Origin of the sequence: Occultella gossypii (genome assembly GCF_019947135.1) — a bacterium.
GTDB classification, from domain to species: domain Bacteria; phylum Actinomycetota; class Actinomycetes; order Actinomycetales; family Beutenbergiaceae; genus Occultella; species Occultella gossypii.
The window spans coordinates 218352-239774 of the sequence record NZ_JAGSHT010000016.1; the positions used below are offsets into that span (position 1 = coordinate 218352).

Genomic DNA, 21423 nt, shown 5'->3' on the forward strand with positions numbered 1-21423 from the left:
TTCCCACAACGAAAGCAGGAGAACGATCATGACCAAGGTCACCGCACAGATGTCGGTCTCGCTCGACGGCTTCTACGCCGGTCCCGAGCACACCGACACCACGAACTGGATCGACAGCGCGGAGGCCGCCGGGTTCTACCGCGTGACCCGCTGGGCCGCCGACGCCGCGGCCTGGCGCGAGCGCCAGGGCTTCGCCGGAGGCGAGGACACGTCCGACTCGGACATCATTGCGGAGACCTTCGCGGCTGCGGGTGCCTACGTGATGGGCCGGCGGATGGCCGACGGCGGAGAGGTGCCCTGGGGCGACGTGCCGCCCTTCCGCGCCCCCGTGTTCGTGGTCACCCACCGCCCCCGGCCGGTGCTCCACCGCGGCGGCGGCACCAGCTTCACGTACGTCACCGACGGCGTCGCGAGCGCGGTGGCGCAGGCCAGGGAGCAAGCGCGCGGCAAGGACGTCCAGGTCGCCGGTGGCGGCTCGCTGGTGCGTCAGGCGCTGGCGCTCGGGCTGGTCGATGAGCTCGAACTGCACATCGCCCCGGTGCTGCTCGGCGACGGGATGCGGCTGCTCGGCCCCGATCTCGGGCTCGGCGACAAGGAGGGCATCGAATTGACGCCCATCCGCGTGATCGGCACCGACGGGCTCACCCACATCCGGTACCGCATCGAGGGCAAGCGCCCACTCGTGCTCGACAACCGCGGCCGGGACGAAGGGCCGGTCGTGGTGGCGGGCGACTAGTGACCCAGTGAGGCGCGGTGGTCGCGTGCCGCGAAGGCCGCTTCGAGCTCGGCGACCAGGTGCGGGAAGCTCGCACTGAACCGGGTGAGGTCGGCGTCGTTCTCGAACCCGCCCAGCCACTCGATGCCGGGTGTTCCGTCGTCGGACAGGGACTGTGCGGCGAACTTGCTGACCCAGGTCCGGGACTCACCCAACGCCAGCGCGTACGGAAGTGCACGTGTGAAGAGCAGCTCACGTTCCGCTGCCGGGATCGACTCCGCCTCGATCGACCGCAGGTGCGGGCGCATGGCCAGCAGGTCGCCCGCCACACGGCTGCCGGCGGCCGTGCGCAGGGGGAGGTACCGGGGAGCGAGCAGGACCCCAAAACCGGCGACCATGGCGGCGACACCGACGAGGGCATGGCCCACCGTCAGAGCGAGCGCGATGGTCGCAGCCAGGCCGGCGAGCAACAGTGCGCCGCCTGCCCACGTCGCTATCCGGTGGCTCTGACGGCCCGCGAACCAGCGCGCGTGCACGAGGTCGCCGTAGACGGCAGCACGGACGCCACGAAGGTCCAGGTTCGATCCTTCCGCAACCTCGCCGAGGTCCACCGCGCCGTCACCCGGCACCAGCCCTTCGACGAGCAGCCGCTCGAACTCACGGAGCTGGTCATCGGGGTCGTTGGCGCGCGAGAGCGTCCATTCGATTGTCCCGGCGGTGCTTCCAACCGCTTCGATGTGAAGATAGCGGCGGACGGCGAGATCGAGCGTCGAGGCGGCCAGGTCGACCGGATCCACGGAGGCGTCGACGAGGGTGCCCAGCGTGCCGGGCAGCACGCCGTAGGGAACCGAGAAGACGGGCTCGCCGTCGGAGTCGGTGATGACGTCGACGGCGGTGCCTTCGGCGAGCAGAGCGAGGTCGCGTCGGCGCGCGGTGACCACCCAGGCCGCGAGGCCGAGCAGGAGCAGCAGGAGAGCACCGGTAGCCACGAGTGCCGGCGTGGTGAAGGCGAACGCCCGTACCGGCGTCGGCTCCTCGTCCCACTCAGCCGTGGCAGGGACGGTCCGCAACGGCAGCCCAACGCCGAGCTCGACGCGCTGACCGCCGAGCAGGTCATGTTGCTCGAACTCGAGGACACCGCCGTCGGCGATAGCGGCCAGTGTGCAACGCGCCGTCGAGCCCGGCGCGCCCGCCCGGCAGTAGCCGATCGACAGCGCCGGTGTGGCCGCCAGGAACGTCCCGGTCACGACGGCGACGTCCGTGTCCCACCAACCGGTCGGGTACCAGGTCGCGAGCTGCTCGTCCGCGCTGTCCGCGACCGTGCCGGAGACGACGTATCTCACCTCGGTCTCGCCAGGGGGCGCCGTGGTGTGCAAGGCATCCACGACGACCTCTGCGGCCCCGGCACCTGTGACCTCCATGTCCGCGAGCGTGAACACACGCATGAGATCGTCCGCGGGCGGTATGCGCAGCGGCAGGTCGCGCTCTGCCTGCATGCCCTCGGGGACCCGGATCGTCTCGGTCACCGAGAGTGAACCATCGTCCTGCAGCACCATGTCCACGTGAACGGTGATGGCGTCGTCGCTGTGCGGTTCGTCACTCGTCTCCGCAGCGGCGCTGCTGGCCGGCACCAGCATCGCGAGTGCCGCACCAACGATGAACAGATGTCGTCGTCTCACGCTGCGCAAGATAGCGTCTGTGTTCGCTTCCGTGCCTGAACGTGTCACCTGGGGAGAAATTGACCGGCCAGTCGAATATGCCACCCCTGCCGCCGCCGCAGGCGGTGGTACCGAACCATCCGCATCAGCGGCCACCCGTATGGGGGCAGGCTCACCCCGGTGTGCCCCGCCCTCAGGTGGTGCCGGCCCGGCAGCAACGGGGGTACGCGCAACCGGGGCAACCCCCGATGGGGAACATCCCTCAACCGGGATATCACCGGGCTCGCGGCTACGCCCCACACCGCGGCTACGCCCCACACCCCGGCTACGCGGCACGCCCGGGCTACCCGCGAGGTACGTACGGACCGCCCCAGCGCCGACGCAGTTCCGCTGGCCTGTGGATCACACTGGCGGTCGTGGGCGGCGGGTTCGCGTTGTTTCTATTCGTGGCTTTCCTGGGCGCTGTCGCCGCCGACACCGACCCCGACCCGACCGCCGCGCCCACGCCGATCGTCACCGATCCCACGCCCACCACGGAGCCGTCCACCACAGAACCGCCGACCACGGAAACGACGCCGGTCAGCACGAGCCCGTACGAGATCCCACCCACCCACGGTGACGACCCTCAGCTCGACGCTCTCTGGGACGAGTGTGCGGCGGGTGACCCGTTGGCCTGCGACCAGCTGTATGAGCAGGCTCCGGAAGGATCGGGCTACCAGACGTTCGGCGCAGACTGCGGCGGCAGACAGCCCGACGGCACCCAGTGGTGCGTCGACTTCGAAGGCGTCGGCGCCCTGGAGTTCGCGGACCTTGGCACGCTGCCTCTGCTCACCACCAGCACCGGGGTCGCCGGCCCAGGCTGCGACCTCGCGCCGATGGGATACGACACGGCATCGATCAGGGCGAACTGGACCAGCGCGGTCGAGTGCTTGGGTGACCGCTGGGAGGAGACGCTGACCGGGTTGGAGATCCCGTACCGCGATCCGGGTCTGGTGATCGTCGAGAGCGCATCGAACGCAGAGTCGCCGTGCGGACAGAACTACGCCGGTGCACCAGCGTTCTACTGCGGATCGAACGAGACCATCTACCTGCTGATGGACAACATGAACGTCGACGATGGGTGGCCCATGGAGGCATACCTCGAAACTGTTGCGCACGAGTTCGGGCATCATGTCCAGCACCTTTCCGGCATCCTGGCGGCGGAGTGGGAGCACCGATTCGAGGTCGGCCCAGACACGTCCGAGGGTGAGCTCTCCGCGCGACGGACAGAGCTGCAAGCATCGTGCTTCGGAGGAATGTGGCTCGGGAGCCAGAACTACTACGGCGTGCTCTTCGCCGGTGACCTGGGCTTCAACTACTACCTCGAGTGGTGGACCTTCTACGGCGATCCGATCCACGGCAGCGAGGCCTCCATCGAGGACTGGCTGAGCGCTGGCTACTTCAGCAACCGGACGCCGAACTGCAACACATTCGCAGCCAGCCCGGGCGAGGTGAGCTACTAATGTCGCGTGTCGTTGGTTCCTAAAATCGTTGGCGGTTTGGGAAGAGGAGCATGCCGGCGGCAAGGAAGGACCGACCGTGCTGGCGGGCGCCGACTCCTAGCCGGCCGCACTCCTCAGTTCTTCTTCAGTTCCTCGGCGAGCATGACGATGATGCCGCTGGGACCGCGGACGTAGGCGAGCTTGTAGATGTCCTCATAGGTCGCCACGCCGCGCAGCGGACGGCACCCGTGCCTCGCGGCGATCTCGAGGGCTTCGTCGATGTTGTCGACCGAGAATGCGACGCGGTGCATCCCGATCTCGTTGGGAGCAGTGGGCTCGGACTCGATCGCTTCGGGGTGGATGTACTCGAAGAGCTCGAGGCGACCGTGACCGTCCGGCGTCTGGAGCATCGCGATATTGGCGTGGTTGCCATCCAGGCCGACGGCAGTGTCGGTCCACTCACCCTTGACCGTGTCCCGGCCGAGGACCGCCAGACCGAGGTCGGTGAAGAAGGAGATCGCTGCCTCGAGGTCGCGGACGGCGATCCCGACGTTCTCGAGTCTGATCGACATACAGTTCATGCTAACGGCCGGCCAGATCTGGTCCGGTGGCGAGCGGGCCCCCCTCGCCCGTGCCAATCAGGACTGCAGGCAGGGCCCTTCGTCAGAGGCGCCCGGCTCCTACGTGAGGTCGGCGACGATCTCGGCCTTGAAGCCCGCGGAGTTCTCCAGCCAGCCGGCGTAGTGATCCGGCCCGCCGGCGTGCGGATAGCGCTCCTGGTAGAGCGGGCGCCAGCCGTGCTCCGGAGCATCGGCCATGATCGCGTCGACGGCTGGCCGCGGGCCGGCCTTGAAGGCGAGGTGGTTGAGTCCCACACTGCGACGATCGTGCCCGGCCGTCGTCAGGTTCGGTGAGGTCGTGTACGTGAGATACGCGCCGCCGGCGGCCCAGGTCTGCCCGCCGGACCAGTCACCGTCGAGCGTGAAACCCACTCGGGTCAGGAGCCAGCCCCACTCCGTCCGGGCCTGCTCGAGATCGGCGATCCACAACTCGACATGATGAAATCCGGGCACCTGGCGAGTCTGTCAGGCCGGCCGGATGCCGCGTCGAACGGACACGCAGCCGCACTGTGAGCGATGAGTTCCGCCGTGCCCCTCGGTCTACCTCCCCGGGGGACAACCACCCACGCGAGGAGCCGATCATGACCGTCACCTACACCTTCGACGTCTTCAGCAGCCTCGACGGCTTCGGCGCCGCCGGCGGCAACTGGACCGGATACTGGGGCAAGCAGGGCCCCGAACTGCTCGACCGCCGTCTCGCCCTCTACGACGAGGAGCAGCGGATGGTGTTCGGGGCGCACACGTTCCGCTCGTTCGTGGAGATGCTCGCCGCGAGCACCGAGGACTCCGACGTACGCGACCCCTGGGTCACCCGGATGAGGAACCTGCCCATGACCGTGGTCTCGAACACCTTGGAAGGCCCCCTCGACTGGCCGGACGCGACCATCGTGGGCGGCGACGCCGTCGACGTGGTCGCCCGGCTGAAGGGGGAGTCCGAGGTGCCGTTGCGCTCCCACGGCAGCCTCGCGGTGAACAACGCACTCCTGAACGCCGGCCTGGTCGACATCGTGCACGTGACGCTCTTCCCCGTGATCACCGGCGAGAACGGGATGGATCCGATCTTCAAGGGCGCGGCCGACTTCGACCTCGAACTGCTCGAGACCCGGACGCTTGATGGCAGCATCCAGGAGTTGATCTACCGACCGAGCCGGCACGGCTGACCTCTGGCCAGTGCGCGTGGTCCATCACCCAACTCGCAGAACTGCTTGACTAGGCACGTGAGCGAGGCCCGACTGATTCTCACCTGCGGATTGCCCGGGGCGGGCAAGACCACACTCGCGAGACAGTTGGCCGCGGACCGGGGCGCCGTACGCCTCACGAAGGATGACTGGCTCTGGGCTCTCGGCCCCACCCCGTGGGCCACGACGACCCAGGCGAAGGTGAATCACGAACTATGGCAGCTCGCCCAGGACATCGTGCGCCTGGGTCTGAGCGTTGTCCTCGACTTCGGCTTCTCGACGCGGACCGAACGTGACCAGGTGCGATCCGTGGCTCGTGGCCTTGGTGTGGGTGTCGAACTACACGTCCTCGACGCTCCCGTGGACGAACTCTGGCGGCGCATCGAGGCTCGGAACTCGAAGCCACCTTGGGACAGCGCACCCATCCGCCGCGCCCACCTTGACGAATGGGCTGCCCTTTTCCAGGCGCCCGATGCTGCCGAGCTCGCGTTGTTCGACCCCCCACCAGACTCAGACTGAGCCATTACCCCGGCGGCGATGCCGGTTGGTGACCAGTTGGTCGGCGTCGGCCGCCACCTGTCGATCTCCAGTACCCGGGTTGACGGCTGCACACCCGGGCGCGCCCCATCTTCACGTCAGCGCCGACCCGCTCCCCTCGACAACACCTACCTAGATCGCCCGGCTGTGGCTGTCGTGCTGAACCGTTCTCGGTAGTTCGAGGGCGTCGTTCCCAGGTGCCGGGCAAAGGCTCGGCGGAGGGTCTCGTCGCTGCCGAGACCGCACAGCTGCGCTACGCGCGTCAGGGTGTGGCCCTCGAGGATGCGCGTGCGGGCAACGTCGACCCGGACCTGCTCGAGCCACCGCGCTGGTGGTGTGCCGAGCTCAGCGCGAAACATCCGGTGGAGGTGACGTTGGCTGACCCCGGCCATGGCCGCCATCGTGGCCACCGTGTGCTCTGCTGCGGGCTCGGCGAGTACCGCGTCCGTGAGTGAGCGCAGTTGTGGCGTCCGGGCGGGCGGGGTTTGCAGAGCACTGGAGAATTGGGTCTGGCCGCCGGGACGCTGCATGAACATCACCAGTTCGCGTGCGGTCTCCCGGGCGACGTCCACTCCGAGGTCCGCCTCCACAAGCGCCAGGGCCAGGTCCATGCCGGCGCTGATGCCGGCGGAGGTGAGGTAGCGCCCGTCACGGACATGTATGACGTCCGGCTCCACCTGCACCCGCGGGTGGCGTCGCGCCAGCGCGTGGGCATGACGCCAGTGTGTGGTGGCCCGCCTCCCATCGAGGTACCCGAGCTCGGCAAGCACAAAGGCTCCGGTGCAAACCGATGCCACCCGCCGGGCGCCGTCTGCGAGCCGCTCCACGGCAACAAGCAGTGCGGGGTCGAGTGGTCCGGTTGCCAACCGGGCACCGCCGGCGACCAGCACGGTGTCCACGGGTGCGACGTCATCGGCGGCGACGGTTTCCGACAGGGCCATCCCGGATGAGGAGACCACCGTGCCGCCTGCGGGAGAGACATAGGTGAGGTCGTAGCGCTCACCCGAGAGGTCGGCGTGGTGGAAGACCTCGGCCGGACCGCTGGCGTCCAGCAGCGTCATCTCGTCGAACACAACAATCCCGATGCGCCGCCTCATGTCCGGAACCGAGGGTTATCGGGCAGGAATGACATGGCAACACCGTAGCAAGGCGCGTCACGATGTCAGGAGACCTGATCCCCGACCGAGAGGTGCCCACGATGACCGAGACGATCACCGGTATCCAGATCCCCGACAGCGCGATGGCCAAGGACGCGACCACGCTGCTGCGCGATGTGGCCAGCCAGCTCGTGTATGACCACTCCCGTCGAGTGTTCCTCTTTGCCGCCCTGAGCGGGCAGCGAGACGGCCTCGACTATGACCCCGAGCTGCTGTACATCGGCACGATGTTCCACGACCTGGGCCTCACCGAGCGCTACCGCCGCACCGACCAGCGGTTCGAGATCGACGCCGCCGACGAGTCCCGCCGCTTCCTCGGCAGCTACGGCATCGACGGCGAGGCCGCGGACCGGGTGTGGAACGCCATCGCTCTGCACACCACGCCGGAAATTCCGCTGCACATGGCACCCGAGGTCGCCCTCGTCACTCGCGGCGTAGAGCTGGACGTCCTGGGTATCGGCTACGACGCGATCACCGACGAACAGCGAGCAGCCGTCATCGCCGCCCACCCGCGCCCCGATTTCAAGAACCAGATCATCGCCGCCTTCACAGACGGCCTCAAGGACCGCCCGCACACGACATTCGGCAACGTCAAGGCCGACGTTCTCGCCCATACCCAGCCCGGGTTCACGCGTATGAACTTCGTCGAGATCATCCAGAACTCCGCCTGGCCCGAGTGACGGCCGCACGTCCCATAAGCCGAACCTCCACCGGGACGGGGTGCTCATCGCGCCGACCTCAATCGCTGCGCGGCGGGGCCGTCCCGTAAGACCGGCCCGCGAAAATGCCCGGTGAGGGGACGCTAACCGGTGACAGGGCGCAGCGGCACGATCACGCGGCAGGCGACTATCGCTTCGGTACTGCAGTCACCGGATCTGCCGCACGTCTGCCAGTGAGCTCCAAGCGGTGTCGGCAGTCAAGACCGTCGCGCCCAGCCGGTCGCCCAGCGCAAGGCAGAACCGATCAGCGAGGGAGAGCCCGGAGCCGCGCTGCGAGATCCGGGCAGCGGCCTCGGCGTCGTCGATCGTGGCCGGTTCGATCTGTATTCCATAGCTCGACAACAGCGCGTCGGCGACGGGCCAGTCACCGCCTGCGGATCGGACCTTCTGAGCGACTTCCGACCAGTTCACCGCGGAGCAGTGCGCCTGATCCGTCAGGACCGACTCGACAACGTCGGCCCCCACCTCTCCTTGGAGGAACGCCAGGAGTGCGGAGGCATCAAGCACCGACCTCACGCAGCGTCCTCTGCGATTGCGGCCCGGCGCCGTTCGTCGAGGAGGTCACTGACCAAGTCGGCGCCCTCGAGTTGTCGACGCAGGTGGGCGCGCGCTTGATCACGAGTCATGATGACCAGGCCGGTCTCACTCTCAACGAGGATCAACGGCGTGCCGATACTCAGGCCCGCACGTTCCCGCAGTTCCGCGGGGACAACGAGTCGACCGCGATCGCCCATCGTGACTGTGTACGTACCACTCATGCATCGACGATACCACTCACCCATGGCCGATGGGACGAGCGTCTGCGCTGCTGGCCGGCCCAACGGGGAGCCCAGTCGTCGTTCACCCTCCAGCTGACGACGGGTGTTAGCCTCCGCCCGTGACCTACCCCGTGACCGACGGCCGACGCCGCAGACTTCGGGCCGCGGCCGTCCTGCAGATCGTGCAGGGCGCCCTGATGGAGTGCAGCGTCCTGGTGGCGCTCGTGGTGGTGAGCGCGCTCGGCCTGGACCTGTCCCGGTCCGGCGAGTACTTCTCCTTCATCGTCCCGTACCTGCAGGACAACCTCGAGCTGATGATGGTCATGAGCGGGATCTTCGGGGTGCTGCGGATCGTCGGCGCCGTCGCACTGTGGCGCAACCGGATGTGGGGCCTGGGCCTGTCGCTGATCATGTGCGTGGTCACGATCGCGCTGATGATCTTCCTGCTCCCGGCCGGCATCGTCGACGGGCTGCTCTCCGGAACCGCCCTGGTACTGATCCTGCAGGCCTGGCTCGGCAACGACCCGGTCGTCCCCGACGTCACCGAGCCCGCCGGGGTCCGATCCGGACCCTGAGCCTCACCCTGGCACCGACCACCTCAACCGCGCACGGGCAGTTCCTGCAGCGTCCAGGTGTTGCCATCGGGGTCGTCGAACGTGACGAAGTTTCCCCACGCCTGCTCATCGACGCCGTTGGCCTCGACGCCCACCGACCGCAGGTGTGCGAGCGCCTCCTCGGCGTTCGGCACGACGACCTGGATCGTGTTCTGCTGGCCGGGCTCCAGGGTCCCCCCGAGCCCCGTACCAAAAGCGATCGAGCACGCCGAGCCGGGCGGGGTCATCTGCACGAACCGCAGGCCCTCGAACGGCGTCTGGTCGTGGTCGGCATTGAAGCCGATCCTGACGTAGAACTCCTTGGCCCGGTCCACATCGGTCACCGGCACATGGATCAGTTCGATCTTCCAGTCCATCGGTCATCCTTTCCTCGCGGCGACCGCTCCCCGATCACCTGATTCACACCCTACGAAGGGATCAGGTCAGAACCTGGCCGCTACCGCGATCGACTCGCGAGTACTCCTGATCCGGCAGCTGAGCCTCGCCGTCGACGACCCCGCGGCTACTCTTCCACCATGACGGCGCTGTCGCACGACCCGCTCTGGCCCCGCGCCGGCGACTGGCCACCACTGCCCGCCGACCCTGCCGAACGCGTCGACCTCACCCTGATCGGCATCCCCACCCACCGCACGTCCCTGTCCCCCACCGGCGCACACGCCACGCCCGCCGCGGTCCGCGACGCGCTGCGTCGCTACAGCCCGTTCGTGGTGCCCGACGGCGGAGCGTCGCCCTTCGTGGACCTCGGCGCCCTGGTCTTCGCCGACGTCGGCGACGTCCCCGCGCCCGATGGCCCGGACGGCGAGGCGCGCGCTATCCGCGCGGTAGCGCAGGCATCGGCTCGCTCAGGCGTCCTGGTCGCGCTCGGCGGCGACAACGCCGCGACCGTGCCCGCAGCCCTCGGCACCTGGGGCGAGAACCTCGCGACGGCGGGCCTGGTCACCCTGGACGCCCACCACGACCTGCGCGACGGCGTCAGTAACGGCTCCCCGGTGCGACGCCTGATCGAGGCCGGCCTGGACGGACGCCGCGTGGTCCAGGTCGGCATCGCCGACTTCGCGAACTCGGCTGCCTACACGGCCCGTGCACTCGACTTAGGGATCACGATCGTCCACGGCGACGAGTTGCACCGGCGCCCGATGGCGGACGTCATGGCCCAGGCTCTGGAGATCGCCTCGGCAGGCGGCGGTCCCGTCCACGTCGACCTCGACGTCGACGTCTGCGACCGCTCCGTGGCCCCCGCCTGCCCTGCGTCGCTTCCGGGCGGGATCGCCGCCCACGAACTACGGGCCGCAGCCCGAGTTGCCGGCGCATGCGCCGCCGTCGCCTCCATCGACCTCACCGAGATCGACGCGACCGCCGACACCCCTGACCAGCGCACCGTGCGGCTGGCCGCACTGTGCGTGCTCGAGGCCGCGGCAGGGTTGGCAATGCGCAGGCTTCCCCAGACTGGCTGAGGGTGCCACGGTCCGAAGAACGTCCTGTCTCGTGGGCAGTCCGTGTGGTCAGAGGGTGAAGCCGATGGCCCCTGCCGCGTCGCGAGTGACTGTTCCGGTGTAGGAGACGGTCATGATGGAGACGTTGTCGTCGGAGAAGCGGACCGAGTAGGTCGATGTGGCCTGGTAGTTGCCGTCGATGAAGAGGATCTCGGGTCCGGGCTCGCGGAACCACTCTGCTGTCACGGAGGCGTCGAGCGGTTGCTCGAACGCCTCGTTGAGCTCTCCGGGGCATGAAGTGCCGGTGAAGTGCTCTCCCGCGCAGGCCGCCTGTAGGTCCTCGATCGCAACGAGGAGGCCGGGTTCGACGTCCGGAAGGAGCACCGCAGTGGCGTCGAGCCTTGCTCCACTGCTGGCGCCGCCGTCGCCGTACCGGTGGGGGATGCTCGCCGTGAAGGTGGAGTCCTGGCCGAGCAGGTGCGTCAACCCGGTCGGGTCGTGATATTCGGCGGCGTACGCGCCGGGGAGCAGGGTAAGGGTGTTGCCTTCGTCGGCAACCGCATATTCGAGTACGCCGTTGACCGTGACGGTGCCCGGCGCATTGCCGGGCCCGATCGACACGGGAGAGTCGCCCTCCCAGCCGCTGATCTCCAACCCATCATCACGTGGCGAGACACGGACGTCGAGATCGACTGACTCGGCAGCGTCGTCGAGGGTGTACGCGACGGTAGCGGTCACTCCGATCTCGTCGTAGCCGGAGGTGGCGACGATCCGTGCGTTCGAGGGCAACGCCACGGAGGCCCGATAGAAGTCGTCATTGATGAACTCGTCCGCGAGGTCCATGTTGGTCAGCGCGGCGGCTTCGGCCGCTTCGCCTGCTTCCAGATGAGCGAAGAACTCCTCGACGAGCGCGATGCTGCCCGTGTCATCGGTGTCGATAGGAGATGGAGCACACGCGGTGAGCCCGAGGACACAAACGCCGATTGCGGCGAGGGAGAGGTTCTTCGCGACATTCGTGCGTGGTAGCTCCCGCGGGATTCGATTCACCACGCCAGATTACCGAGGCGCTCAGGGTGGTTGCGTGGCCCAGCGCACCGTGCGATAACGGCACTGTGGCGCTCGAGCAGGAAGCGGGGCTGGCGTCGCTTCGACCTACTTGATCCCGGTGTTGGCGATGCCCTGGACGATCTGGCGCTGGAACGCGAGGAACACTGCGAGCAGTGGCAACGCACCCAGGATGGCGGAGGCCATGATCTGTGCGTACGCGACACCGAACTCACCCTGCACGGTCGCCAGCCCGACGGTCACGGTCATGAGCTGGGAGTCGTTGAGCGTCAGGAGCGGCCAGAGCAGGGCGTTCCACGACCAGACGAACGTGAAGATCGCCACGGCCGAGATCGCGGGCCTGCTCAGGGGCATGGCGATCGTCGCCCACATCCGCAACCAACCGGCGCCGTCGGCCTGAGCGGACTCGAACAACGCCGCCGGGAGTCCGTCGAAGAACTGCTTGAACACGAACACCCCCACGGCCGCAGGCACTTGGGGCAGGATCACGGCCCAGTACGTCCCCAGGAGCCCGAGCACCTGCATCTCCTGGAACAGGGGCACGATCAGCGCCTGGCTCGGAATCATGATGCCGAGCAGGATCGCCCCGAAGATGAACCGCTTGCCCGCCATCGGGACTCGCGAGAGCGCGAATGCGGCCATGCTCGCCACCAGCACCGAGAGCGTCGACACCATCACCGAGACGAACAGACTGTTCCCGTACCAGAGCACGATGTCCGTGGAGTTGATGACCCCAAGGTAGGCGTCGAGCGTCGGATTCTCGATCGCCCAGGTGAGCGGTAGCCGCGTTGTCTCCTCCTCGGGCTTGAACGAGGTGTTCAGGGCCCACAGGAGCGGAACCAGCCAGAGCAGTCCGAAGGCGATGACCACGGCCGTCGCCATCCGGTCGAAGCCTGAGGCCGGCCTGGCTCGCCCTCGGTGCTTGCCGGCACGTTCGGCGTCTACCGACGCCTTGGCGGCCTCCGCGGAACGATCCTTCACCTCTGCGGTCATGATCCGTCCTCCTTCGAGAGTCGGCGAGACGTTGCGAACCACGCGGCCGAGAGCACCAGGACGAACACGAAGAGGATCAGCGACGCCGCCGATGCGAAGCCGACCCGGTAGCTGGTGAAGCCGTAGTCGAAGATGAAGCCGACAACGGAGCGCGTCGCGAAGTTCGGACCGCCACCTGTCAGCAGATAGATCTGGTCGAACACCTTGAGAGCTCCGATCAGTTCGAGCATCGTCACGAGCAGAGTGGTCCGCCGCAGGAGCGGCAGGGTCACGAACCAGGTCTGCTGCCAACCGCTGGCACCGTCAACGGTCGCGGCGTCGTAGAGCTCGGTGGGGATCTCCTGCAGGCCAGCGGTGTAGAGCACGAACGTGAAGCCGAGAGAACCCCAGATCGATGCGATGGCGATCGAGGGCATCGCCCACTGCGGGTCGCTGAGCCACGCGGGCGAGGACCCGAACAGCGCCTCCGAGATGTTGGTGAGCAGGCCGAGCGCGGGCGAGTACACCCAGGTCCAGACCAACGCCAGCACGGACACGGGCATCACGTAGGGCGCGAAGAACGCCACGCGAGGGAACCAGCGCCCGCGCCGCATCCGGTTGGTCAGCACCGCAAGGATCAGCGCGAGGATCACGGCCGGTGGGGTCGTGAGCAGGAGGAACCACAGAGTGTTGCGAACGGAGCCCCAGAACTGCGGGTTCGAGAGCACCTCTGCGTAGTTGCCCCACCCGACCCAGTCGCCCAGGCCGCCGCCCATCAGGCCGGAGTCGGTGAACGAGAGCCAGACGCCATAGGCGGCGGGAACCCCGACGAAGGTCAGATACAGGACGAGGAACGGCGCGAGCAGCAGCAGTCCTCGAACAGTGTTGGCGCGCGCAGTCCTGCGTGCGGCAGGGCGCCGTTGTACTGCTGCGCTCCTCAAGATGGTCATGGCGTCTCCTCGACGTCGTCGTCGAACCCGGTCACGAATTTCGCCGGGACTGTTACTTGGGCGGCTCGGTGGCCGCGAGCTCACGCAGACCGGCGAGCGCCTGGTCGTAGGCGTCTTCAACGCTGATGTGGCCCTGGGTGCACGCTGCGAGCGGCTGGCCGATCACCGTCTGCAGGTTGCCACCCGAGCCCGCGTACCAGGCCTGCGGGTCGTAGAGCGTCCCGTCTACGGGAAGGTTCTCGTAGTGCGGCTGGATCTCTTGCGTCCGAGGATCGTCCTGGACCGGGAGCCAGGTCGTCATGTGCCCGCCCTCGACCCAGGTGGCAGACCGTTCGAGCATGCCGCTGATGAAGTGCAGCGCCGATGCGATCCGAGCCGGATCCTCGTCGTAGGTCGGGATGACGAAACTATGGGTGCCATCCCAGGCGACGTGCTTGTCGTAGACCTTCGGCCAGCTGTGGATTCCGAAGTCGACGCCCGCATCCACGAACGTAGGCCGCTCCCAGCCTCCCGAGAAGAAGAAGGCGAACCGGTTGTTGACGAAGTTCGCGATCGCGCCGCCGGGATCGATCGTCCGCACTAGAAGCTCCTTCTCGTGCGTGAGCGAGCGCATCCAGGACACGACCTCGAGGAACACCTCCTTCGTGAGGATCGCGGTCCGGCCGTCCTCGCTGACCATCTCCCCGCCGGCCTGGCTGTGCAGGCTGTAGAAGACGCGGTAGTGCCCCGCCGCATCGTTCAGGAACCCTGTGGAGGGCGTCCCCATCACATCCTTGGCGGCAGCGAGCATGTCCTCGAACGCCTGCGTCCCGACGGGCTCCGCGAGGGTCCCCTCGGCGGTGAGAAGTCCCGCCTGTTCAGCGATCGGCTTGTTGTAGTAGACCGCGAGTGGATGGAAGTCGAGCGGGATCGCCCAGAGCTCGCCGTGCCGGTGCGACGCCTCCCACGCCCGTGGGAAGAACTTGTCCTCGGTGATGCCCCACTCGGCCAGCTCATCCAGGTCGAAGGGCCGCAACAGGCCGGTGTCGACAGGCGTGACCAGCCGGTCGACGTGGCAGGACGCGACCAGGGGCGGCTGACGCGAGAGCGTGCCGAGTGCCAGTTTCGTGTAGAACGGGTTGCCCCACGTCAGGGTCGTCGACCGGAGCGGGATGTCGGGATAGGTCGCCTGGTAGTCAGCGACCATCTCCGTCATCCGGGCGCCGTCACCGCCCCCGAAGAAGTTCCAGAAGGTCACCAGGTCGCTCGGCAGCCCGGTACCGGTCACCGCCGCGCGCTGCATGGGTGAGCACCCGGCGAGCGCCGCTGCCGCAGCGCCGGCTCCCATGGCTCCGAACAGCGCACGGCGCGTGAGCTGCGGGCTCCCGCTATTCACGATTGACCCCGATCGCTGCGTCGATCTGTGTGTAGGTGCAGGCTCCGACGACGATCTCGAGCGTCTGGCCGGCGCCTTCCAGCCCCGCCTCCGAGACCCCGACGACGTCCGGCGAGTCCCACTCGTTGGTCGCCAGAGGATGGGGCCCGGAGACGGTCCGGATCGTGACATCACCTGCGAAGGTCGCGTCGCTGAGGACCACCGAGACACGATGCTCGGAGTCAGGGTCCCGGTTGACCACACTCACCACGAGACGGGTGCCGTCCTCGGACCTGGTGGCCGCGACATCCAGCACCGGGAACGGACCGAGGTCACCCACCCGATGCTCCCACCTGTCGTTGTGCTCCTCGGTGTGCTCGTACCTCGGGCAGTCGACGTAGGCGTCGACGGCGAGCTCTTGCGTGTGGGCGGCAGCGATCGCGAAGGGGTGATAGATCGCCTGCTTGAGAACGCCGTCCGGGCCGGTCACGATCGGCGCCAGGACGTTGACCACCTGGGCGATGTTCGCCATCTTCACGACGTCCGAGCGCCGCACGAAGATGTTCAGGTAGGTCGCGACCGCCAACGCGTCGGACAACGTGTGGCGCTCCTGCACGAGTTCGCCCCGGCGACGGTCGTTGCGTGTCGCGAACCAGGTGTTCCACTCGTCATAGGTGATATGCACGGGGTGCTCGACGCCCTGGCGGTACCGGGCGCCGGCGATCAGCGCGCCCGCATACTCGAGTGCACGGTCCACCTGGTGCACCTGGAGGACGTTGCTCCAGTGGTCGTCCGATCCGGTGTAGATGTGCATCGAGTACCAGTCGACGTACTTCACGAGCGCCTCGACGACGATCGCATCCCAGTCGGCGTGCAGCCCGTCTCGGCCGCAGGCCACGAGTTGGATGGTCGGGTCCACTCGCTTCAGCGCCAGTGCCCAGCGCTTCGCCTTGGCCGCGTACTCCTCCGCCGTGAGGTGGCCGATCTGGAAGTCGCCCCACATCTCGTTGCCGAGGCCCCAGTACTTGACGCCGTAGGGCTCATCGCGTCCATGCTGGCGGCGCAGATTGGCCCAGGCGGTGTCTTCCGTCCCGTTGCAGTACTCGAGCCATGCCATCGCCTCGTCGAGGGTGCCGGTACCCATGTTGAAGCACAGGTACGGCTCCGTGTCGAGGTCCCGGCAGTAGGTCATGAACTCGTCGGTGCCGAACTGGTTGCGTTCTACGGCGCCCCAGGCGGGATCCCAGCGATTGGGTCGGGCGTCCTTGGGACCGACGCCGTCGACCCAGTGGTAGGCGCTGACGAAGTTCCCGCCGGGCCAGCGCATGACTGGCATGGACAGCCCCGCGATCGCGTCGCGGGTATCGATCCGCACTCCGGCCTCGTCGGCGAAGCGGGACTCAGGCTCATAGACGCCGCCGTCGATGGCGCGGCCCTCGTTCTCGATGAATCCGCCGAAGATGCGGCGGTCCACCTGGCCGACAATGCGGCCCGTGGTCACGGTGATCTGTGCCAACTGTCTTCCTCCATTGGTCGAGTGCAGGCAATACCGACGTTTGTACCTACGTTTGCATGCGTCGCTGCACAGGTTTGTCTGTCACTACCCGCCCTCAGGCGGATGTTCTGCGTTCCGCATCGGCGGCTTGCAGGCCCGCCTCGAGTCGCTCGGTCATCGATCGGACCCGGGCGACGGAGTCCGTCGCCAGGGCCGCAGCCGGGTCGGCGCTTCTGGCCGCGGCCGTCCAGACCGCGCGACCGGCGAGGAACCCGGAGGCACCCCCGAGGGCGGCCGCCTCGACCGCGTCGGGGAACCTGTCCGGCTCGACCCCGTTGGACAGGATCACCCACGGGCACCGGCTGGCGCGCGTCACTTCGCGCGAGGCCGCCACCACCGTCTCCGGCTGGGCGGCATCCCCGGGCACCTCCGCCTTGTACAGGTCGGGACCCGCCTGGGTGAGCTCGGCGGCCGCTTCGATGATCGCCTCGTCGCGGTCGCGCGGGTCGCGCCAACCGCCCGAACCGGGGCGCACGATGCCTTCGAGCACTGCGGGCACTCCGCACTCCGCCGCCAGCGCTACGAACGAGGCCGCCAGATCCAGCCGCTGCGCCGGGTCGTCGTCACGGCTCCACAACTGCAGGAACTTCAACGCCGACGCGCCGACGTCAGCGACGAGGGCCGGAGTGACGTGCGGATCCAGGGTGCTCGAGGCCACGGGCCGTCCGGGTGGCTGGTCGAAGTGGTCGGCGGCGAGGATCAGCGGCACGGACCCCGCCCAGGCGGGCCGCCCGTCGACGCCGTAGAGGCGATCGAGCAGGATCGCCGACACGTGCGGGGCGAGAGTGTTCGCAGCAGCGGTCTTGAACCGCCGCAGATCGTCGTCGGACGACCCGGACAGCAGGTCTCTCATCGACTCGCGCTGGTCGAGGGCGAGCATGGCGAAGCCTCCGTGTGGAAGCCGGAGAGCGTCGATCGTCACTGATACCTCCCGTTGGACAAACGTTTGTATTGACCCTAGCGCGAACTCGTCGACAGCGCCAGACCCAGGTGGATGCAGGGCCAGACCAGCAACCGTGGGTCTCGCCAGACACAATGGACCCATGGCGCGCACTGAACGATCGCAACAAGGGGGTCCACCGCGACGGGTGACCTTGGTGGACGTGGCGAAGGTCGCCGGCGTCGACCTGTCGACCGTCTCGAGGCTGCTGCGAGATGACCGAGCGGCCAGTTATCGCCCCGAGACGCGCGCTCGGGTACTCGCTGCCGCCGAGCAGCTCGGGTACCGCGTCAATGCACAGGCCCGCGCGCTGCGCCTGGGACGGCAGGACAGCATCGCCATCCTCGTGCCCGATCTCGACAACTTCGGCTTCACCGCCGTGCTCCGCGGCGTGCAGGAGGCGTGCGAGGAGGCCGGCGTCACACTGTTGATCTCCGAGATCGGTTCGTCCGCGCCCGAGCGGACCGACCGGCTCGCGGCACTCGCAGGGCGCGTGGACGGTGTGCTGGTTGCCCATGCGCAGGACACCGATACCGCACTTCAGGCATGGCTCGATGACATCAGGCTGCCCAGCGTCTTCGTGCAGCGGAGCATCCCAGGGGCCTCGGTCTCGGTCCTGTTCGACGAGGAGAACAACGCAGCAGCGATGGTCGATCATCTCGTGGCCATGGGCCACCGGGACATCGCCCACCTCAGTGGTGACCTGTCCACCGACACGGCCAAGCGGCGCAAGGTCGGTTTCGATTCCGCGATGGCGGCGCATGGCCTGTCGATCCCTCGCGGTCGGCGCGCCGACGGCGGTTGGAACATCGAAGGAGGTCGCGCGGCCGCGGAGAAGCTGGTCGCAGGCCGGAAGCGACCGACGGCCCTCGCCGTGGACTCCCTCGTGCAGGCGATCGGGATGCTCGGTGCACTCCACGCGAAGGGCCTCTCGATACCGGATGACATCAGTGTCATCACCATCGACGAGCACCCGCTCGCCGCTCACACCACGCCACCGCTGACCACGGTGTACCTGGACCAGCGGGAGCTCGGCCGCCGCGCCGCAACGGCCCTGCTGGACTGGGTGGACGGCACACCAGCCCAGAACTTGATCGTCGAGAGCCCCAGCGACATCATCGATCGTGGCTCGACCGCGCCCCCAGTCGCCCAGTGACTGCTCGGCCTATGGTCGCGTGAGCGTCAAGCCGCCGGGAGTAGCAGGCTCTCAAGATTGCGCGCCACCAGTTCGGGTGCACGCGAGCGGGCCTCGACGGTCGCGCCCGCCAGGTGGGGTGACAGCACAACACCACGCATCGTCCGGAGCGGGCTGTCAGCCGGCATCGGCTCGACCGAGAACACGTCGAGACCGGCGCCGCTGATCCCACCTCGCTGAAGTTCGGCCACGAGCGCGGACTCGTCGAGCAGGTCTGCGCGTGCCGTGTTGACCAGGATCGCGTCGGATCGCATCGCGGACAGGTGTGTCGCACCGAGGAGGCCACGGGTCTGTGGGCTCGAGCGCGCGTGCAGCGAGACCACGTCTGCGCTCGCGACGAGCTCGTCCAGGGTGACGAGCCTGCCGTCGCTGAGCCCAGCGGGATCAAGGAACGGGTCGGAGACCAGGACGTCGAGGTCGAAACCGACGAGTCGACGCTGCACCAGCCGCCCCACGGCGCCGTAGCCCACGAGCCCCAAGCACCTGCCCGAGAGTTCGCGCAGGCCGAGCGGCAACGGCTCCGGCCGCCAGCCACCGTCGCGTACGTGCCGGTGGCCCTCGCCGACGTCCCGGAGGGTCGCGAGCATCAGCGCGACCGTCATCTCTGCGACCGCATTCGCGTTCCGACCTGCGTTGGCCGCGAAGGCGACTCCGCGGTCTGCGAGGGCGGTCCTGTCGATGTTCTCGGTCCCGGCGCGCATCGTGGCCACGGCGCGCAACCGTGGCCATCGCGCAAGCACCTCGCGGCTGAGAGGAAAGAATTGGGTGATGATTCCGACCACACGGTCGTCGTCGGCGTCGCTGTGCAGCACGGCGTCGACCGCCGCCGGGCCGCCCGCTTCGATGCGCCGGTTCATCGCGATGGCTTCCGGCTGGGTCGCTTGCCACGAGGCCCTGCGCACCTCGAAGCGGGTGCCCAGCAGCGCCTCGGCCGGCGCCGCCAGCTGCTCAACTGCCATCAGCGGATCGCCGATCACGAGCACGATCTCATTCATCAGACCTCCCGTACGGTGACGCCCGTGGGCATCGGTGACGTTGACTCGGACATGTCGAGCTGGGACTCGAGCACACGAACGCTCGACAGGATGTCCCGGAAGCGACGCAGCCGCCGCCTCAGTTCAGGGGCGGCGGGACCGGGTGCGATCTGCTCGCTCGGCGCTCGGAACCGTTCCACGGCTTGGGGCAGATCCGCCGCCAAACCGGCGGCGACCGCGGCCGTCGTGGCGGCGCCGCGGGCACCTGTGTCATCGCTGCGCGTGCAGCTGATCTCTTCGTCGAGCGCGTCCGCCAACAACTGGTTCCATCGACTGTCGCGGGTCAGACCGCCGGCGAGGTGGATCGACCTGACCGGAACCGAGTCGCGGACCACGCCGACGTCGTGGCAATGGTTGAAGGCGATGCACTCCACAACCGACCGAAGCATCGCCTCGCGGCCGTGCCAACTCCGCAGGCCGAAGAAGGAGCCATAGCCAGGCTGGTCGGCGGTCCCTCCGAAGACGAACGGGACGAACGTGGGCGGGTCGTGGTCGAGGTCGGCCTGGAATGCCAGGTCGAGCACGTCACCGGCGGTGCCGCGCTCGCCGAGCAGTGCTTTGGCCGCCCATGCCACGCTGGCCCCGGATGCCCGAGCGGTTCTGCGTACGGTCCAGGTGCCGGGGAACGGGCCGGGCCTGGTGTTCAGCAACTCGTTGCGGACCGGTCGATCCACGAGAACGACGTTCACGCCGAACGTGCCGGCGATGACGCACAGCCGACCGGGTTCCGTCCCGACGGTGCCGAGCACGGTCGCGGCGACGTCGTGCAGCCCGGTCGCCACCGGGATACCTGCCGGCAGGCCCAGCTCGGAAGCGGCCGCGGGTAGCAGATGCCCTGCCACGGCAGTCGGTTCGAGCACGGGTGGGAGCAGGTACGCGAGATGTTCGAGTCCGGTGACCTGAAGGGCGCGCTCCGAGTACTCGTGGCTGTCCAGGTCGGCGAAGGATCCACCGGCATCGGTGCGGTCCGTGGCGATCTCGCCCGTCATCCGCAGCCGGATCCAGTCCTTCGCTGCCAGTACCCATCGTGCGCGGGCCAGCCGTTCCGGCTCGTGCCGGTCGAGCCAGCGCAGCAGCGGAGCCGGTGAGCCTGGAAAGGGCACCTGCCCGGTGGCGTTCCGGAGCTCTGCGAGGGTGCCGTCTGCCGCCCAGGCGTCCAGCACGGCTGCCGCGCGGGTGTCCTGTGAGAGCAGGGCCGGGCCCACAGGGCGACCCTCGTTGTCGACGAGATGGACGCCGTCGCCGTGTCCGGCGAGCCCGATCGCCGCGACCGAACCTGCGCGGACACCGGCGTGCGCGACTAGTCGACGGACCGCGCCGGCGACCGCTGCCCAATGGGCCTCCGGATCGCGTTCGACGGCGTCGGGCCACGGTTGGTCCATCGGTGTCGGTTCCGCGACGGAGGCGACGAGTGAACCGTCATCGGTGTGCAGCGTGACCTTGACGGTGCTGCTCCCACTGTCGATACCCAGGACGTATTGGGTCATC

The 21423-nt window shown here is 68.1% G+C and carries 23 protein-coding genes; 8 read left to right on the plus strand and 15 right to left on the minus strand.

Annotation, left to right across the window (positions count from 1 at the left end; genetic code table 11):
• Positions 1 to 28: 28 nt before the first annotated feature.
• Positions 29 to 736, plus strand: coding sequence for a dihydrofolate reductase family protein (locus KCQ71_RS17475; RefSeq protein ID WP_223408254.1), 708 nt, complete (start codon positions 29 to 31; stop codon positions 734 to 736).
• Here the strand turns inward: KCQ71_RS17475 and KCQ71_RS17480 are convergent.
• The gene (locus tag KCQ71_RS17480; RefSeq protein ID WP_223408256.1) at positions 733 to 2394 is read right to left on the minus strand and encodes a DUF2207 family protein; all 1662 of its coding nucleotides are present in this window, start codon (positions 2392 to 2394) and stop codon (positions 733 to 735) included. The genes KCQ71_RS17475 and KCQ71_RS17480 overlap by 4 nt on opposite strands.
• Positions 2395 to 2789: 395 nt before the next feature.
• On the opposite strand from KCQ71_RS17480, the gene KCQ71_RS27710 reads away from it, so the two are divergent.
• Positions 2790 to 3875, plus strand: coding sequence for a neutral zinc metallopeptidase (locus tag KCQ71_RS27710; protein WP_223408258.1), 1086 nt, complete (start codon positions 2790 to 2792; stop codon positions 3873 to 3875).
• Positions 3876 to 3988: 113 nt separating this feature from the next.
• Here KCQ71_RS27710 and KCQ71_RS17490 read toward each other — a convergent pair whose 3' ends face one another.
• A complete protein-coding gene (locus KCQ71_RS17490; RefSeq protein ID WP_223408260.1) occupies positions 3989 to 4426 on the minus strand; it encodes a VOC family protein in 438 nt (145 codons plus the stop codon).
• 108 nt (positions 4427 to 4534) lie between these two features.
• A complete protein-coding gene (locus tag KCQ71_RS17495) occupies positions 4535 to 4927 on the minus strand; it encodes a VOC family protein (RefSeq protein ID WP_223408262.1) in 393 nt (130 codons plus the stop codon).
• Between the two features lie 128 nt (positions 4928 to 5055).
• Here KCQ71_RS17495 and KCQ71_RS17500 point away from each other — a divergent pair, with 128 nt between their 5' ends.
• Together KCQ71_RS17500 and KCQ71_RS17505 are read left to right on the plus strand one after the other, a co-directional pair.
• Positions 5056 to 5634, plus strand: coding sequence for a dihydrofolate reductase family protein (locus KCQ71_RS17500; RefSeq protein ID WP_223408265.1), 579 nt, complete (start codon positions 5056 to 5058; stop codon positions 5632 to 5634).
• Positions 5635 to 5691: 57 nt separating this feature from the next.
• Entirely contained in the window at positions 5692 to 6171 is a 480-nt protein-coding gene (locus tag KCQ71_RS17505; protein ID WP_223408267.1) for a P-loop nucleotide/nucleoside kinase family protein, read from the plus strand.
• 146 nt (positions 6172 to 6317) lie between these two features.
• Here the strand turns inward: KCQ71_RS17505 and KCQ71_RS17510 are convergent, their stop codons facing one another.
• A complete protein-coding gene (locus KCQ71_RS17510; protein WP_223408269.1) occupies positions 6318 to 7286 on the minus strand; it encodes a GlxA family transcriptional regulator in 969 nt (322 codons plus the stop codon).
• A 101-nt stretch (positions 7287 to 7387) separates the two neighbouring features.
• On the opposite strand from KCQ71_RS17510, the gene KCQ71_RS17515 reads away from it, so the two are divergent.
• The gene (locus KCQ71_RS17515) at positions 7388 to 8026 is read left to right on the plus strand and encodes an HD domain-containing protein (RefSeq protein WP_223408271.1); all 639 of its coding nucleotides are present in this window, start codon (positions 7388 to 7390) and stop codon (positions 8024 to 8026) included.
• Positions 8027 to 8212: 186 nt separating this feature from the next.
• Here the strand turns inward: KCQ71_RS17515 and KCQ71_RS17520 are convergent, their stop codons facing one another.
• Complete coding sequence (locus KCQ71_RS17520) at positions 8213 to 8581, minus strand: type II toxin-antitoxin system VapC family toxin (RefSeq protein ID WP_223408273.1); 369 nt, start codon at positions 8579 to 8581, stop codon at positions 8213 to 8215.
• Positions 8578 to 8823, minus strand: a complete 246-nt coding sequence (locus KCQ71_RS17525; protein WP_223408275.1) for an AbrB/MazE/SpoVT family DNA-binding domain-containing protein — start codon at positions 8821 to 8823, stop codon at positions 8578 to 8580. Before KCQ71_RS17525 ends, KCQ71_RS17520 begins: the two co-directional genes overlap by 4 nt.
• A gap of 119 nt (positions 8824 to 8942) precedes the next feature.
• Between KCQ71_RS17525 and KCQ71_RS17530 the strand changes: the two genes are divergently transcribed.
• The gene (locus tag KCQ71_RS17530; protein ID WP_223408277.1) at positions 8943 to 9398 is read left to right on the plus strand and encodes a hypothetical protein; all 456 of its coding nucleotides are present in this window, start codon (positions 8943 to 8945) and stop codon (positions 9396 to 9398) included.
• 23 nt (positions 9399 to 9421) lie between these two features.
• Here KCQ71_RS17530 and KCQ71_RS17535 read toward each other — a convergent pair whose 3' ends face one another.
• Positions 9422 to 9793: a VOC family protein gene (locus KCQ71_RS17535; RefSeq protein WP_163541246.1), complete on the minus strand. Its 372-nt coding sequence runs from the start codon at positions 9791 to 9793 to the stop codon at positions 9422 to 9424.
• Between the two features lie 159 nt (positions 9794 to 9952).
• Between KCQ71_RS17535 and KCQ71_RS17540 the strand changes: the two genes are divergently transcribed.
• Complete coding sequence (locus tag KCQ71_RS17540) at positions 9953 to 10891, plus strand: arginase family protein (RefSeq protein ID WP_223408279.1); 939 nt, start codon at positions 9953 to 9955, stop codon at positions 10889 to 10891.
• A 48-nt stretch (positions 10892 to 10939) separates the two neighbouring features.
• Here KCQ71_RS17540 and KCQ71_RS17545 read toward each other — a convergent pair whose 3' ends face one another.
• From KCQ71_RS17545 to KCQ71_RS17570, 6 genes are all read right to left on the minus strand, one after another.
• Complete coding sequence (locus KCQ71_RS17545; protein ID WP_223408280.1) at positions 10940 to 11917, minus strand: hypothetical protein; 978 nt, start codon at positions 11915 to 11917, stop codon at positions 10940 to 10942.
• A gap of 105 nt (positions 11918 to 12022) precedes the next feature.
• Positions 12023 to 12928: a carbohydrate ABC transporter permease gene (locus KCQ71_RS17550; protein ID WP_223408282.1), complete on the minus strand. Its 906-nt coding sequence runs from the start codon at positions 12926 to 12928 to the stop codon at positions 12023 to 12025.
• Entirely contained in the window at positions 12925 to 13857 is a 933-nt protein-coding gene (locus KCQ71_RS17555) for a carbohydrate ABC transporter permease (RefSeq protein ID WP_223408284.1), read from the minus strand. Before KCQ71_RS17555 ends, KCQ71_RS17550 begins: the two co-directional genes overlap by 4 nt.
• Before the next feature lie 52 nt (positions 13858 to 13909).
• Positions 13910 to 15232 carry an extracellular solute-binding protein gene (locus KCQ71_RS17560; RefSeq protein ID WP_223408286.1) on the minus strand — a complete coding sequence of 441 codons (1323 nt, stop codon included), beginning with the start codon at positions 15230 to 15232 and terminating at the stop codon, positions 13910 to 13912.
• Positions 15225 to 16727, minus strand: a complete 1503-nt coding sequence (locus tag KCQ71_RS17565) for an alpha-N-arabinofuranosidase (protein WP_223408288.1) — start codon at positions 16725 to 16727, stop codon at positions 15225 to 15227. Before KCQ71_RS17565 ends, KCQ71_RS17560 begins: the two co-directional genes overlap by 8 nt.
• A 94-nt stretch (positions 16728 to 16821) precedes the next feature.
• Positions 16822 to 17646 (minus strand): hypothetical protein, encoded by an 825-nt coding sequence (locus KCQ71_RS17570; protein ID WP_249423157.1) that lies wholly within the window; start codon positions 17644 to 17646, stop codon positions 16822 to 16824.
• Positions 17647 to 17869: 223 nt separating this feature from the next.
• Between KCQ71_RS17570 and KCQ71_RS17575 the strand changes: the two genes are divergently transcribed.
• The gene (locus tag KCQ71_RS17575; RefSeq protein ID WP_308116659.1) at positions 17870 to 18862 is read left to right on the plus strand and encodes a LacI family DNA-binding transcriptional regulator; all 993 of its coding nucleotides are present in this window, start codon (positions 17870 to 17872) and stop codon (positions 18860 to 18862) included.
• A gap of 26 nt (positions 18863 to 18888) precedes the next feature.
• On the opposite strand, the gene KCQ71_RS17580 is transcribed toward KCQ71_RS17575, so the two are convergent.
• Positions 18889 to 19896 (minus strand): NAD(P)-dependent oxidoreductase, encoded by a 1008-nt coding sequence (locus tag KCQ71_RS17580; protein ID WP_223408293.1) that lies wholly within the window; start codon positions 19894 to 19896, stop codon positions 18889 to 18891.
• Positions 19896 to 21422, minus strand: coding sequence for an FGGY-family carbohydrate kinase (locus tag KCQ71_RS17585; RefSeq protein WP_223408295.1), 1527 nt, complete (start codon positions 21420 to 21422; stop codon positions 19896 to 19898). Before KCQ71_RS17585 ends, KCQ71_RS17580 begins: the two co-directional genes overlap by 1 nt.
• Position 21423: the final 1 nt, after the last annotated feature.

Coding starts and splice junctions, on each gene's coding strand:
- KCQ71_RS17570 (WP_249423157.1), bottom strand. CDS start 17,646: ATGCTCGCCCTCGACCAGCGCGAGTCGATGAGAGACCTGCTGTCCGGG.
- KCQ71_RS17500 (WP_223408265.1), top strand. CDS start 5,056: ATGACCGTCACCTACACCTTCGACGTCTTCAGCAGCCTCGACGGCTTC.
- KCQ71_RS17525 (WP_223408275.1), bottom strand. CDS start 8,823: ATGAGTGGTACGTACACAGTCACGATGGGCGATCGCGGTCGACTCGTT.
- KCQ71_RS17580 (WP_223408293.1), bottom strand. CDS start 19,896: ATGAATGAGATCGTGCTCGTGATCGGCGATCCGCTGATGGCAGTTGAG.
- KCQ71_RS17510 (WP_223408269.1), bottom strand. CDS start 7,286: ATGAGGCGGCGCATCGGGATTGTTGTGTTCGACGAGATGACGCTGCTG.
- KCQ71_RS17540 (WP_223408279.1), top strand. CDS start 9,953: ATGACGGCGCTGTCGCACGACCCGCTCTGGCCCCGCGCCGGCGACTGG.
- KCQ71_RS17535 (WP_163541246.1), bottom strand. CDS start 9,793: ATGGACTGGAAGATCGAACTGATCCATGTGCCGGTGACCGATGTGGAC.
- KCQ71_RS17550 (WP_223408282.1), bottom strand. CDS start 12,928: ATGACCGCAGAGGTGAAGGATCGTTCCGCGGAGGCCGCCAAGGCGTCG.
- KCQ71_RS17515 (WP_223408271.1), top strand. CDS start 7,388: ATGACCGAGACGATCACCGGTATCCAGATCCCCGACAGCGCGATGGCC.
- KCQ71_RS17475 (WP_223408254.1), top strand. CDS start 29: ATGACCAAGGTCACCGCACAGATGTCGGTCTCGCTCGACGGCTTCTAC.
- KCQ71_RS17490 (WP_223408260.1), bottom strand. CDS start 4,426: ATGTCGATCAGACTCGAGAACGTCGGGATCGCCGTCCGCGACCTCGAG.
- KCQ71_RS17555 (WP_223408284.1), bottom strand. CDS start 13,857: ATGACCATCTTGAGGAGCGCAGCAGTACAACGGCGCCCTGCCGCACGC.
- KCQ71_RS17585 (WP_223408295.1), bottom strand. CDS start 21,422: ATGACCCAATACGTCCTGGGTATCGACAGTGGGAGCAGCACCGTCAAG.